The sequence below is a fragment of the Chryseobacterium sp. ZHDP1 genome (assembly GCF_018603435.1).
In the GTDB taxonomy this organism is placed as follows: domain Bacteria; phylum Bacteroidota; class Bacteroidia; order Flavobacteriales; family Weeksellaceae; genus Chryseobacterium; species Chryseobacterium indicum.
This window is the reverse complement of sequence record NZ_CP075682.1, coordinates 2546969-2559414: the sequence shown is the minus strand read 5'-3', so window position 1 is coordinate 2559414 and position 12446 is coordinate 2546969. Positions and strand designations below refer to the sequence as shown.

Below are 12446 nucleotides of genomic sequence, written 5' to 3'. Positions count from 1 at the left end.
TTTAGTCCTCCCAAAAATATTTTTTATTTTTTCCACTTATTTTATTTTGAAAATTTTTAAACTTAATTTTTAGTTGTACACATTTCAGGCTCCTTATTTTATCAAGTTTTTCTTTTAATGATTTGTTTTCCTGTCTTAAAAGTATTTTCTCCTTTGTTTCTTCATTAGTCGAATTTATCATCATAAGATTATTTTGGATGATTTCAACTCGATGTTTTATTTTATCGCCAATAGCTTTTGGTGATAAAAATTCCTTTACATAATTTTGACCGTTTTGTGCAATACTTAGGGCTAATTCTCTGTTATTAAATACAATTGACATTTGTTGAGAGGCATCATCAATATCTGCATCTGCCCAAAAATCTTTATCGGAACTGAAATAATATTCATTTCCAGTTTTTATTAAATTATATTTTACAGGAAAATAATTATTGATATTCATAAATTCTATATTAGCAGAATAGGCAGTTGCAATAACGGGTTTTCCCAAGTACATAGCTTCTGCCATTGTTAGCCCAAATCCCTCGGAACGATGTAAAGAAACGAAACAATCGCAACAATTAATAAGACTATAAAGCTTTTCATTTTCAAAAATTTCTTCGATTAAGATAATACTTTTATTATCTATAATTCTATCAGTAATCAATTTTTTATCTTCAGGGAATTCTTTGCTTATTGACGTTTTAATTATCAATAATGTTTTATGATCATTTAGCCCAAAAGCTTTTTCATAAGCATCTATAGTTGCTATCGGATTTTTTCTTTTGATAGAACTATGATAATCAAACATTGTCATAAATATGAATTTATTGTCAGGTAGAGCAAAGTCTTTTCTTTTATAAGGAGTATCTTTAATTTCTATAGAATGCATAATTTTAATGACAGGGCAAGGCGAAACTTTTGCTATAGCTTCTGCACAAAAGTTACTCGGAACCCAAATTTCATTAAATAAGTCAAAATAAGTTATAAACTCCTCAGGGAAATTTTCTAATTCCCATGCCCAGAAAGCAATATTGTATTTATTCTTAAAATAGTTTGGACTTACCGTTTTTAAAGTATTGGAAAGATTATCTGGATTTATCTGGATCAGATTTATCTCAAAAGGATTTTCTTCAGAAATAATTTGGTGAAAATTGATCTCACGAGTTGTCTCCGGCATGATCAAATTAAAATCATTTACTACAAAAGGAATTTTTGCAGATTTTATAGCGTTTATGTTTGCTCTTACAGCTGTTCCGAGTCCTAAAACTTTGTTTATGTATCCAGAAATATTTATACCAATATTTTTACTCATTTTAGTTGATTTTTCTTTTTTGAGTTAAAGAATCAAGAGAATTCAAAATTGAGTAACTGATGGGATAATCCTTTCTAAATTCTTCTTTATAGCGTGTGTACTCTAATTCAATTTTTTTGGTGTTTTCTTCAAAAATTTCTTTTAAAAATGTTGGTTGTTTGGAAAGATATAAATTTTTTACATGAGCTTCTGCCAATCTTTTTAAAATTTTTTTGTAAGCTGAAAAAGATTTTTTTCCAATTAATACTTCATAAGGCTTTAGTAGCATTTTCTTTTTTTTCTCGGACTTTTCTATGAAAACATTTCCAACTTGTTGATTGACATGTATTCTGTAATAAAAAAGTTTTTCATGTAAGATTACAAAAGAGTTTTCATATGCAGCACAAGTTGCTAACCACTCATCATGATGATAATTTTCTATGACAGGAAAAGGTACACATCTTTGAAAAAACTCTCTTTTTAAAGCCATTGTTGCACCAGTCGCAATATTAGAAATTTTTGTTATAATGTCAAAATAACTTATTAGAATGTTATGCTCCTGTAAAAAATAAGGAATATCCCATAAAGAATAGGCGTCAATCTTTTTTCCATATTCATCAATCCCAAAACCATTAGAAGCAATGACTTCTATTTCAGGATGAGTTTCAAAATAGTTCAGATATTTTTCGACTTTATTCTCAACCCAGATATCGTCCTGATCGCTAAGAAAGATAATTTCATGGGTGCACAAAGAAATTGCTTTTTCAAAGTTTTTTACACTTCTTAAATTTTTTTCGTTGATATGAATTTGAAATAGTTCGGGATATTTTTCTTTGTAAGAATTTAGTATTTCTACTGTAGCATCAGCCGATCCGTCATCGCATACGATGATTTCATCGACAGGATGAGTCTGATTCAGAATAGAATCAATTTGTTGTTGTAAAAATTTTTCACCGTTATAGGTACAAACCGCTACAGAAGTTTTCAAATAAATCTTTTTTAATTACTATTCAGAATATGCTTTATCCACTCAGTGAAAGAATATTTTTCTCTTATTTCACTGGGAAGTTCCACGAAATCCTGTTTTAAAAAATGTTCTGCCTCATGAATGTTTTCATTCGAGAATACAAAGATATTATTAGGATTATAAAAATCATAATTTTTCACCAAAGGATTGTTGGTAATCAGTTTTTTCTGATAACCGACCGCTTCAAAAACCCTGAATGAAACTCCGTTGTGCATGGAATTCTGAAAATCTAATATCACGTTGGATTGCTGCGTGTTCAGGATACTGTCTTTAAAATCCATCCCTGATTTTGTGAAATGGACAGGAAAGTCACTATACTTTTTATAATACTTTGATTTGCTGCATATGATATTAATGCTGCTTTTAAGACCAATCTTTTTAAAAATTAAAGATAGCTGCAGTAATTCATTAATACGGTCTTTCATAAAAGTTCCTACAAAAAAGATATCCTGTTTAATTTCTTTTTTCGGATGCAGGTAATCGAAGTAAAAATTATTAATAGGTTGTACATTAGGATACTTTTTTACATCGTTACTGTCAAAAACAAAAAAACGATTAAAATAAGGAATCATATTTTCAGCCAACGGAAATCGCTTCATTCCATCCCATTGATAACCAACGGTATGATTGCTTTTAGATTTGATTTTTTGAAGCACATTTTCACTGAAAAGATCAGGTCTTACTACCAAAGCATAATCTGCAGATTCAATTCCGTCAAGAAAAGTAATTTGTGGACTTTCTTTTTCCAGTGCGGTGATTATGGCTTTATGAGTTTTATTCTTACTAAACGTTTTTTTATAAAGATGAATAAGAGAATCTTTGGTTTTAAGTTTGATCTTGGAATTATCGTGCTTCACCAGATAGACTGTAAAGCCCAAAAACTCAAGATTTTCTTTAAAAACCTGAGGAAGTCCGAAATGATCCGGAACTGCTAATATGATGCTTTTATCATTGAAGTTATTCATGCTTTATATAGAATATCCTGCTTTAGAGAAGTAAGGTTTCCAGAATTCTCGTTCTTTATTCCATCGGTGGCAGCCAAAAGGAAGCCTGCCGTTATTGATCTTCAGTGCTTTCTGCTGCTTGTTTTCAATAGAAAATCCACACGCTTCTTTATAGTCTGGTTTAGAAAAATTAATTCCATTTCTTTCCGGCTCTATGCTGAAAAAACCATCTTCAGCATAAAATTCACATGAATTTTCTTCCCTCAGATATACTTCTTTAGCTTCAGAAAGCTTTTGTAAAGTTTCGATAAATTTTTCTCTCTTTCTTAAAGATAATCCACCGTTTCCTACCTTATTGTACAACAGAGATTTATCTTTCTGCCATTTTGAGTTGCCTTTAAAATTGATGAAAGCTTTTAATTTTGCCAAACCTCTGTCCGAAATAAGCTTAAGCAATGGTATCTTCTCAGAACTTCTGATCCAGGGAGCACCGATATAATCAAAGTCTTTCCTGCACCAATCCAGAAGCTCGTCTTTAAACACGAAACAGTCAGTCTGGTAAATCAGTAAATATTTTTCCGAAAAGCTGTTGTAGAAATCTACACTCAGCATAAGACGGTTGTAGCCATGGATGTTTTTAAAATAAACATCGTCAAACGCCAAAAATCTGGAAGTGAACATTTCATAATTGCTCACATCCAAACTTTTGGGATGAATAAAGGTAATTTTGTGATTTTTTAAAACATGAAATGCCTGATTTATCGAAATCAGATCGTCTGCATCAGGTGTTTTTTTGTATATCGGAATAATAATTTCTACCAAAATAGGTCTATTCTAAAATAGTTTTTTCAATAATTTTCACACAATCCAGCAATTGCTCTTCTGTGATCACCAAAGGCGGTGCCAAACGGATGATATTTCCGTGAGTTGGTTTTGCAAGAAGTCCGTTTTCTTTTAGCTTCAGACAAAGATTCCATGCCGTGGAACTTTCCGGAGTATCGTTAATTAAAATGGCATTCAGCAACCCTTTTCCTCTAATCTTTGTAATGAGGTCTGTTTTTTCAATAATCTTTTCAACTTCGGAACGGAATAATTTTCCCAGTTCTTCCGCTCTTTCAGAAAGCTTTTCTTCTTCAACAACATCTAAAGCGGCAACAGCAACTGCACAAGCAATTGGGTTTCCTCCAAACGTAGAGCCGTGCTGTCCCGGTTTAATCACATTCATGATCTCATTATCTGCTAAAACTGCTGAAACAGGATACATTCCGCCGGAAAGAGCTTTTCCTAAAATTAAAATATCAGGTTGTACATCTTCGTGATGACATGCGATTAACCTCCCTGTTCTTGCAATTCCTGTCTGAACTTCATCGGCAATAAAAAGAACATTATGCTTTTTACACAATTCAGAAGCATTCTTTAAAAATCCGTCATTCGGAACATATACTCCTGCTTCACCCTGAATAGGCTCTACCAAAAATGCAGCAATATTTCCTGCTTCTCTGTTCAAAACTTCTTCTAAAGCTTCAAGGTCGTTGTAAGGAATTTTAATAAATCCTGGAGTAAACGGGCCGTAATTCTGGTTCGCATCAGGATCATTAGAGAACGAAACAATCGTTGTGGTTCTTCCATGAAAATTATTTTCACAAACTACAATTTTTGCAGCATTTTCAGAAATCCCTTTTACTTCATAACTCCATTTTCTGGCTAATTTTACCGCCGTTTCCACTGCTTCAGCACCGGAATTCATCGGTAAAACTTTATCAAAACCAAATAGGGTAGTAATCTTTTTTTCGTATTCCCCCAATTTCGAATTGTAAAAAGCTCTTGACGTTAAAGCCAGTTTCTGAGCCTGCTCAACTAAAGCTCCTACAATTTTCGGATGAGAATGACCTTGGTTCACAGCAGAATAGGCAGAAAGGAAATCGTAGTATTTCTTTCCTTCCACATCCCAGACAAAAACACCTTCTCCCTTATCTAAAACAACCGGAAGAGGGTGGTAGTTATGGGCTCCGTGTCGGTCTTCAAGATCAATGAAATATTGTGAGTCTTTTACTGTTTCTACTGTTGACATAAATTTAGGTTTTGTACAAATTTAAACATTATAATTGATATGAATAAACAGAAATCTTCTACTGAAAAATTTCGTGGGAAAAGTACATTTTAATGACAGAACAGATTGTTTTGGAAATTATTATTCCAATCACTTGTCAATTACAGTTTAAATATCTTTTCGTTTTGATTTTAATAAAAAACCGCCCCAAAAATGAGGCGGTTCAAATATTTTAAATAATCAATCTTAGTGATTATCATATTTTCTGTCCATCACAAAATCCTCCATGAATTTTGTAGTATAGTTTCCTGAAAGGTAATCCTCATTATCCATCAGTTGTCTGTGGAAAGGAATTGTTGTTTTTACACCCTCAATATAAAATTCCTCCAGTGCTCTTCTCATTTTTGCAATAGCTTCTTCACGCGTCTGAGCCGTTGTGATTAGTTTTGCAATCATAGAATCATAGTTAGAAGGAATTGTATATCCTGAATAAACGTGCGTATCCACTCTTACTCCGTGTCCTCCAGGAATATTTAATCCTGTGATTTTCCCCGGAGAAGGTCTGAAATCCATGTAAGGATCTTCCGCATTAATTCTGCACTCAATTGAGTGTAATTTCGGATAATAATTGATTCCTGAAATCGGAGTTCCTGCAGCCAGAAGAATCTGTTCTCTGATCAGGTCATAATCGATAACCTGTTCAGTGATAGGGTGCTCTACCTGAATTCTTGTATTCATTTCCATGAAATAGAAATTTCTGTGCTTGTCTACAAGGAATTCTATAGTTCCTACACCTTCATATCCAATGAATTCTGCAGCTTTTACAGCAGCTTCTCCCATTTTTTCACGAAGTTCGTCCGTCATGAAAGGAGAAGGAGTTTCTTCCGTAAGTTTCTGATTTCTTCTCTGAACCGAACAGTCTCTTTCAGAAAGGTGACAAGCTTTACCAAACTGGTCTCCCGCAACCTGAATTTCGATATGTCTTGGCTCTTCGATCAGTTTTTCCATGTACATTCCTCCGTTTCCGAATGCCGCTACAGCTTCCTGAATCGCAGATTCCCAGTGGTCTTTAAGGTCTTCCGCTTTCCAAACGGCTCTCATCCCTTTTCCGCCACCACCTGCAGTTGCTTTGATCATCACCGGATAACCAATTTCCTCAGCAGTTTTAGCAGCGATTTCATAAGACTCGATCAAACCGTCAGAACCCGGTACGCAAGGTACCCCTGCAGCTTTCATGGTTGCCTTAGCGTTTGCTTTGTCTCCCATTTTTTCAATTTGTTCAGGAGTCGCACCGATGAATTTAATACCGTTCTTTTGACAGATTCTGGAGAAGTTAGCGTTTTCAGATAAGAAACCGTAACCTGGGTGAATTGCGTCTGCATTGGTAATTTCCGCAGCAGCAATAATGTTAGGGATTTTAAGATAGGAATCTTTGCTCATTGCAGGACCAATACAAACCGCTTCATCAGCAAATCTTACGTGAAGACTGTCTTTATCTGCAGTAGAATATACCGCAACGGTCTTGATTCCCATTTCTTTACAAGTACGTAAAATACGCATTGCAATTTCGCCACGATTGGCTATTAATATTTTTTTGAACATCTCTCCGAAATTTTAAATTATAAATTTTGAATTTTAAATTATTTTAAATGAAAAGGATTCATCTAAAATTTATAATCTGTAATCTAAAATTCCTTAAGATGGATCTACTAAGAATAAAGGTTGGTCGTATTCTACAGGAGTTGCATCGTCTACTAAAATTTTAACGATTTTTCCGCTTACCTCAGATTCGATCTGGTTGAATAACTTCATTGCCTCGATAACGCAAACAACTTTTCCGTTAGAAACCTCATCACCAACATTTACGAACACGTCTTTGTCCGGAGATGGCTTTCTGTAGAAAGTTCCGATCATTGGAGACTTAATGGTCACGTATTTGCTGTCATCAGATGCAGCTTCTGTACTTGCAGCAGGTGCAGCAGCAGGAGTTGCAGCAGGTGCAGGAGCAGCCGCTACTTGTTGAGGAGCTGTGTGGTAAACCGCAGGTTGAGCATAAGCAACTTCGCTTCCAGCCAATGGAGTTTTAATAGTGATTTCGAAATCTTTAGTTTTGTATTTTACTTCAGAAACTTCTGCCTTAGATACAAACTTGATAAGATTTTGGATGTCTTTAATGTCCATAAAATTGATATTTGATTTTGTTCCAAAGATACCAAAAAAACATAAAAAACAACAAAAAACCGCCAAATTTTATCAAAATTGGGCGGTTTTTGTATTAAAATGAGTGTTTTTCGAGGAAAAGCGACTCTTAGTTTTCTTCAGTAGATGCTACTTCTTTTTCCAATACTACTTTACCTCTGTAGTAAAGTTTTCCTTCATGCCAGTGAGCTCTGTGGTATAGGTGAAGCTCTCCTGTTGTTGCATCTTTAGCTAATTGAGGAACTACAGCTTTGTAGTGAGTTCTTCTCTTATCTCTTCTTGTAGACGACTGTCTTCTCTTTGGATGTGCCATTTTGTAATAACTTTTTTAATTGATGAGCGATGAGATTCATCATCTCATCATTAAACTATTTAATTTTTATTCTTCAAATTTTTCAGTGCGTCCCATCTCGGATCGCTTTCATGTTCTTCCTCTTCCTGACTTTCTTTTGGACTGAACTTTTCCAGAATGGCAAGATCATCATCACTTACATTCGGAGAAATCTTTTTCATCGGAATAGAAAGGGCTACGTTTTCGTAAATCAGTTGTGCGATGTTAAATGCATGATCTGAAGTCGGAATGGTGATTACGTCTTCTTCACTGTCATCATACTCTTCGCCAAACTTTACCAAAACTTTGATCTGGTTTTCGATAGGATGATCGAAATTTTCATTCGAAATATCACAAACCAGTTCTACTGTTCCCTTTACCTTGATCTCAAATTCTAAAAAAGTAGAATGCTTGTCTAATAAAACATCCACTGTAATTTTAGGATCTGTAAATTCCTGTTCAGTGTCAAATAATTGAAAGAACTCTTTATCTATCTCAAACCTGAACTCGTGCTTGCCGGTTTTTAACCCGGAAAAGCTTACGTCATAGTTTCTTAACTTGTCCATAAAATGGAGTGTGCAAAAATATGCAATTTTTTTATAATAACAAATAAAATTTCTAACAAATTAATTTAAAATCTTTATTAAAGATTTATCCTTCAGTTTCATCCGGTAGATCTTCATCTATTCCGTTGTCTACTGCTATTTTTCTTGGCTGCAGACGATTGCCCATCAGTTCATTGTATTCCGTTCTGTTTCTGAAAATTTTAATGGCAGTGAAAATAGCTTCCGTAAAACTTTGTGCATCAGCAACATTTTTTCCTGCAATATCATAAGCTGTTCCATGATCCGGAGAGGTTCTGATGAACGGGAGTCCTGCGGTATAATTTACCCCTTCTTCATAAGCCAGAGTTTTAAACGGAGCTAGTCCTTGATCATGATACATCGCTAGTACAGCATCGAAACTTTTATATTTTCCGGGCTGGAAAAAACTGTCTGCCGGAAAAGGCCCGAAAGCAAGAATTCCGTTGTCTGAAAGTTCCTTAATTGCCGGAGCAATAACTTCAATTTCTTCTTTTCCGATCACTCCGCCGTCTCCAGCGTGAGGATTTAAGCCCAGAACGGCAATTTTAGGTCTGGTAATATTAAAATCTTCAATTAAAGTCTGGTTTAAAACTCTGATCTGTTTTTTAATTTTTTCCTTGGAAATATTCTCCGCAACCTGTGCAATCGGAATATGATGCGTTGAAACTGCCACCTTCAGATCTTCCGTTACCAGAAACATCAATCCTTTTTTATTGAATTTCTCTTCAAAATATCCTGTGTGACCAGCGTGTTTAAAGCCCATTTTCACCATTTCATCTTTATTGATGGGTGCTGTAACCAAAACATCGATTTCCCCTTTCAGTAAAGCTTCGGTAGCCGCTTCCAGAGAATCGATCGCCATTTTGGTAGATTCTTCCGTAGGTGTTCCCAGTTCTACCATCGAATTTTCCTTCACCAGATTTACCATATTCAGTTTTCCTGCATGTGCCTGTGAAGCTTCGTTGATGTAGTTAAAATTTAAATTTAACTTAAAAATATTTTTCTGATAGGTAAATAATTTTCCCGAACCAAAAATTACAGGAGTGAAAAAATCCGTAATGGTTTTGTCTGAAAGAGATTTCATGATGATTTCGGGACCGATGCCGTTGAAATCTCCGATTGAAATTCCTACTCGTACTTTATGGTTTTTTGGGCTCATTTTGATTATCTTTGAACATTATAATTTTACAAATTTAGCAAAAAATAATATGTTCACAGGAATTATTGAAGCAGTTGGAGTAATTGAGAAGATCGAAGAAAACGGAAGCAATATAGATTTTACCTTAACATGCCCGTTTACCAACGAATTGAAAATAGACCAGAGTCTTGCACACAACGGATGTTGTCTTACGGTTGTGAAAATCGATGGAGACCGATATGTTGTAACCGCCATCAATGAAACTTTAGAAAAAACAAATCTTGGAAAATGGCAGGAAGGAACCGTAGTGAACCTTGAACGCTGCATGAAAATGGACGGAAGACTGGACGGGCATATTGTTCAGGGACACGTAGATAAAACCGGAGAAGTGGTGAATATTGAGAATAAAGACGGAAGTTATTTTATCACGATGAAGTATGAAGATAATGGTAGTTTTGTAACTGTTCCGCAGGGCTCAATTACAGTAAACGGAATAAGTTTAACCGTGGCAAAAAGTGAAGATAAGGAGTTTTCTGTAGCGATCATTCCGTATACATGGGAATTCACAAATATGAAATATTTAAAAATTGGAGATAAAGTTAATCTGGAATTTGATATAATTGGTAAGTATATTGCTAGGTTAATTAAAAAATAGCGGATGTCAATTAATGTGTATAAAGGATATAGCTTAAGGAACCGGGTTTTTTTCGGTTTCCTGTTGGTTTGCCTTTTAAGTGTTGTCGCTTCTTCGCTGGTGCCTTACTTTGTTTTGAAAGAAAATTATGAGAAACAGAGTGAGATTGATATGCAGAACAAGACAGGTACTGTAATGAGTTATCTGGATTATGAACTGAGCAGAGTACGTGTAAAAACCGATGATCTGAAGAAAGTTCTGGGAACTAAAATTTATGAGATTGGTGATATTAATCATCATGATATCTATATATATGATCTCAAAGGAAATTATATTTTGTCTAATCGGGAAGGTAACCATATTGAACAAAAAATGGTTCCTATTAACATCATCAACAAGATTTTAGCCACAAAAGCACGAGTTGATACCAAAGGTTATGATGCTAAAAAAGATGCAGTACTCACTTCCTCGTATTTATTGTTGAAAAATAATGATTTAGAACCTATAGGTATAGTTTACATTCCGCTTTATCATGATGAAGCGGCTTATTTTGATGTCTTAAACGTTTATGTAAAGTATATTGTTCTTGTAGATGTTTTATTGATTTTGTTCAGTGTGTGGTTTAGTTGGGTGATGTCTAACAGTTTAGCAAAAAATATTACGAAATTCTCGGATATGATTACCCGCATTACATTGTTTGAAAATGAAATGCGTCCGATCCGTTACTATAAAAACGATGAACTGAATGCTTTGGCAAGAGCATATAACAGAATGATTCTCCAGATTCAGGATCAGAAAGAGAGGCTTCGTTTTAAAGCTTCGGAAGAAGCATGGAGAGAAATGGCAAAACAGGTTGCGCATGAGGTGAAAAATCCTTTAACTCCAATGAAATTGACCATTCAGAATTTTGAAAGAAAATTTGATCCCGAGGATCCGAATATCAGAGAAAGAGTAAAACAGATGAGCAAAACCATGGTCGATCAGATCGATTTGATTGCAACCGTAGCTTCTGCATTCTCGGAATTTGCCAAACTTCCTGAAAAAAACAATGAAATCATCAATCTGAACACTGAGGTGGAAGATATTCTCCGTGTTTTTAATGATGATAGTATTTTCATGCATTCCAATAAAAGCAATATCATGATTAATATGGACAGAATCTATTTGTCCAGAATCATTACCAATCTTGTAACGAATGCAAGACAGGCGGAAAGTGAAGAGCGAAAATTAATCATCAATGTAGATCTGGAACAACATCAAAGGCGTGTAATGATCTCTGTTCAGGACAACGGAATCGGAATTCCGGAAAATATTTACGAAAGGATTTTTGAGCCGAATTTCACCTCAAAAAACAGCGGAATGGGACTTGGTCTTTCCATGGTAAGAAAAATGGTGGAAGATTATAAAGGAGAAATTACCGTAAAATCCGAAGTCGGAAAAGGATCGACATTTACCATCACATTACCGACTAATTTATAGTGAAACCTTTTACATTCAGACAATTTGAAATTCAGCAGTCTAAAAATGTCTTTCGCGTAGGAACAGACGGCGTTTTGCTGGGGGCTTTAGCGGATGTTGAGAATGCTTCCAAAGTGTTGGAAGTCGGAACAGGAACCGGATTAATTTCGATGATGTTAGCGCAAAGAAATAAAGATACCAGATTTTTAGGAATTGAAATCAATGAAGAAGCGGCGCATCTCACCAAGCTTAATTTTGAAAATTCACCTTTTGCTTTAAGATTAGAAAATATTCATCAGGATTTTAAATATTTTGAATCCGAAGAAAAATTTGATCTCATTGTTTCCAATCCGCCGTATTTTGAAGTTTCCGACTCAGAAAAGGATAAAATCGCAAGGCAGACCGTTGAATTGAATTTCCGACAGCTCATTTCAAAATCGTCTTCTTTGCTAACGGAAAAAGGAATATTTTCAGTCGTTATTCCTGTTGAAGCCGGAAACGCTTTTATTCAGATTGCGAATGAAAATCAGCTTTTTTTAATTAAAAAAATCAACATTAAAGGCATTGAGAACTCAAAAACAAAAAGACTGATTCTTGAATTTTCTTTAAACGAGCAATCGTTCGAAGAACTCGAATTTACTATAGAAAAAAGTCCGAGACAATACTCGGACCAATATCTTGAACTCACTAAAGAGTTTCATGTTTTTAGAAAATAAAACCTATTTTTAACCATTAAGCCGTTTGTTAAGGAGTTAAGAATATTAAGTAATCCTTATTTTGAAATCAATAATTTAAATTTAATCGATTT

Annotated in this window: 13 protein-coding genes; 3 read left to right on the top strand and 10 right to left on the bottom strand. The window is 34.6% G+C overall.

What is annotated here, in order from left to right:
• Window position 1: 1 nt before the first annotated feature.
• The 10 genes from KKI44_RS11560 to pdxA form a co-directional block, all read right to left on the bottom strand.
• Window positions 2–1294 carry a glycosyltransferase gene (locus KKI44_RS11560; protein WP_214587422.1) on the bottom strand — a complete coding sequence of 431 codons (1293 nt, stop codon included), beginning with the start codon at window positions 1292–1294 and terminating at the stop codon, window positions 2–4.
• A gap of 1 nt (window position 1295) precedes the next feature.
• A complete protein-coding gene (locus KKI44_RS11555; RefSeq protein ID WP_214587421.1) occupies window positions 1296–2261 on the bottom strand; it encodes a glycosyltransferase family 2 protein in 966 nt (321 codons plus the stop codon).
• A gap of 11 nt (window positions 2262–2272) precedes the next feature.
• Window positions 2273–3265: a hypothetical protein gene (locus KKI44_RS11550; RefSeq protein WP_214587420.1), complete on the bottom strand. Its 993-nt coding sequence runs from the start codon at window positions 3263–3265 to the stop codon at window positions 2273–2275.
• Between the two features lie 3 nt (window positions 3266–3268).
• A complete protein-coding gene (locus KKI44_RS11545) occupies window positions 3269–4066 on the bottom strand; it encodes a DUF5672 family protein (RefSeq protein WP_214587419.1) in 798 nt (265 codons plus the stop codon).
• A gap of 7 nt (window positions 4067–4073) precedes the next feature.
• Window positions 4074–5315 (bottom strand): ornithine--oxo-acid transaminase, encoded by a 1242-nt coding sequence (rocD, locus tag KKI44_RS11540; RefSeq protein ID WP_214587418.1) that lies wholly within the window; start codon window positions 5313–5315, stop codon window positions 4074–4076.
• 225 nt (window positions 5316–5540) lie between these two features.
• Complete coding sequence (accC, locus tag KKI44_RS11535) at window positions 5541–6896, bottom strand: acetyl-CoA carboxylase biotin carboxylase subunit (RefSeq protein WP_214587417.1); 1356 nt, start codon at window positions 6894–6896, stop codon at window positions 5541–5543.
• A 93-nt stretch (window positions 6897–6989) separates the two neighbouring features.
• Window positions 6990–7475 (bottom strand): acetyl-CoA carboxylase biotin carboxyl carrier protein, encoded by a 486-nt coding sequence (gene accB, locus KKI44_RS11530; RefSeq protein ID WP_116098646.1) that lies wholly within the window; start codon window positions 7473–7475, stop codon window positions 6990–6992.
• A 127-nt stretch (window positions 7476–7602) separates the two neighbouring features.
• The gene (gene rpmF, locus KKI44_RS11525) at window positions 7603–7806 is read right to left on the bottom strand and encodes a 50S ribosomal protein L32 (RefSeq protein WP_076390581.1); all 204 of its coding nucleotides are present in this window, start codon (window positions 7804–7806) and stop codon (window positions 7603–7605) included.
• A 59-nt stretch (window positions 7807–7865) separates the two neighbouring features.
• Window positions 7866–8390 carry a YceD family protein gene (locus KKI44_RS11520; protein WP_214587416.1) on the bottom strand — a complete coding sequence of 175 codons (525 nt, stop codon included), beginning with the start codon at window positions 8388–8390 and terminating at the stop codon, window positions 7866–7868.
• An 85-nt stretch (window positions 8391–8475) separates the two neighbouring features.
• Window positions 8476–9567 (bottom strand): 4-hydroxythreonine-4-phosphate dehydrogenase PdxA, encoded by a 1092-nt coding sequence (pdxA, locus tag KKI44_RS11515; RefSeq protein ID WP_214587415.1) that lies wholly within the window; start codon window positions 9565–9567, stop codon window positions 8476–8478.
• A gap of 49 nt (window positions 9568–9616) precedes the next feature.
• Between pdxA and KKI44_RS11510 the strand changes: the two genes are divergently transcribed.
• Genes KKI44_RS11510 through KKI44_RS11500 form a run of 3 tightly spaced genes read left to right on the top strand, consistent with a single transcriptional unit; the run spans window position 9617 to window position 12354 of the window.
• Window positions 9617–10201: a riboflavin synthase gene (locus tag KKI44_RS11510; RefSeq protein WP_214587414.1), complete on the top strand. Its 585-nt coding sequence runs from the start codon at window positions 9617–9619 to the stop codon at window positions 10199–10201.
• 3 nt (window positions 10202–10204) lie between these two features.
• The gene (locus KKI44_RS11505) at window positions 10205–11659 is read left to right on the top strand and encodes a sensor histidine kinase (RefSeq protein ID WP_214587413.1); all 1455 of its coding nucleotides are present in this window, start codon (window positions 10205–10207) and stop codon (window positions 11657–11659) included.
• On the top strand, window positions 11659–12354 hold the full coding sequence (locus KKI44_RS11500; RefSeq protein ID WP_214587412.1) for a tRNA1(Val) (adenine(37)-N6)-methyltransferase: 696 nt from the start codon (window positions 11659–11661) through the stop codon (window positions 12352–12354). Before KKI44_RS11505 ends, KKI44_RS11500 begins: the two co-directional genes overlap by 1 nt.
• Window positions 12355–12446 lie beyond the last annotated feature (92 nt).

Excerpts from the sequence above, each read along its gene's own strand:
- KKI44_RS11560 (WP_214587422.1), bottom strand. The coding sequence starts at position 1,294 with ATGAGTAAAAATATTGGTATAAATATTTCTGGATACATAAACAAAGTT.
- KKI44_RS11550 (WP_214587420.1), bottom strand. The coding sequence starts at position 3,265 with ATGAATAACTTCAATGATAAAAGCATCATATTAGCAGTTCCGGATCAT.
- rocD (WP_214587418.1), bottom strand. The coding sequence starts at position 5,315 with ATGTCAACAGTAGAAACAGTAAAAGACTCACAATATTTCATTGATCTT.
- accC (WP_214587417.1), bottom strand. The coding sequence starts at position 6,896 with ATGTTCAAAAAAATATTAATAGCCAATCGTGGCGAAATTGCAATGCGT.
- accB (WP_116098646.1), bottom strand. The coding sequence starts at position 7,475 with ATGGACATTAAAGACATCCAAAATCTTATCAAGTTTGTATCTAAGGCA.
- rpmF (WP_076390581.1), bottom strand. The coding sequence starts at position 7,806 with ATGGCACATCCAAAGAGAAGACAGTCGTCTACAAGAAGAGATAAGAGA.
- KKI44_RS11520 (WP_214587416.1), bottom strand. The coding sequence starts at position 8,390 with ATGGACAAGTTAAGAAACTATGACGTAAGCTTTTCCGGGTTAAAAACC.
- pdxA (WP_214587415.1), bottom strand. The coding sequence starts at position 9,567 with ATGAGCCCAAAAAACCATAAAGTACGAGTAGGAATTTCAATCGGAGAT.
- KKI44_RS11510 (WP_214587414.1), top strand. The coding sequence starts at position 9,617 with ATGTTCACAGGAATTATTGAAGCAGTTGGAGTAATTGAGAAGATCGAA.
- KKI44_RS11505 (WP_214587413.1), top strand. The coding sequence starts at position 10,205 with ATGTCAATTAATGTGTATAAAGGATATAGCTTAAGGAACCGGGTTTTT.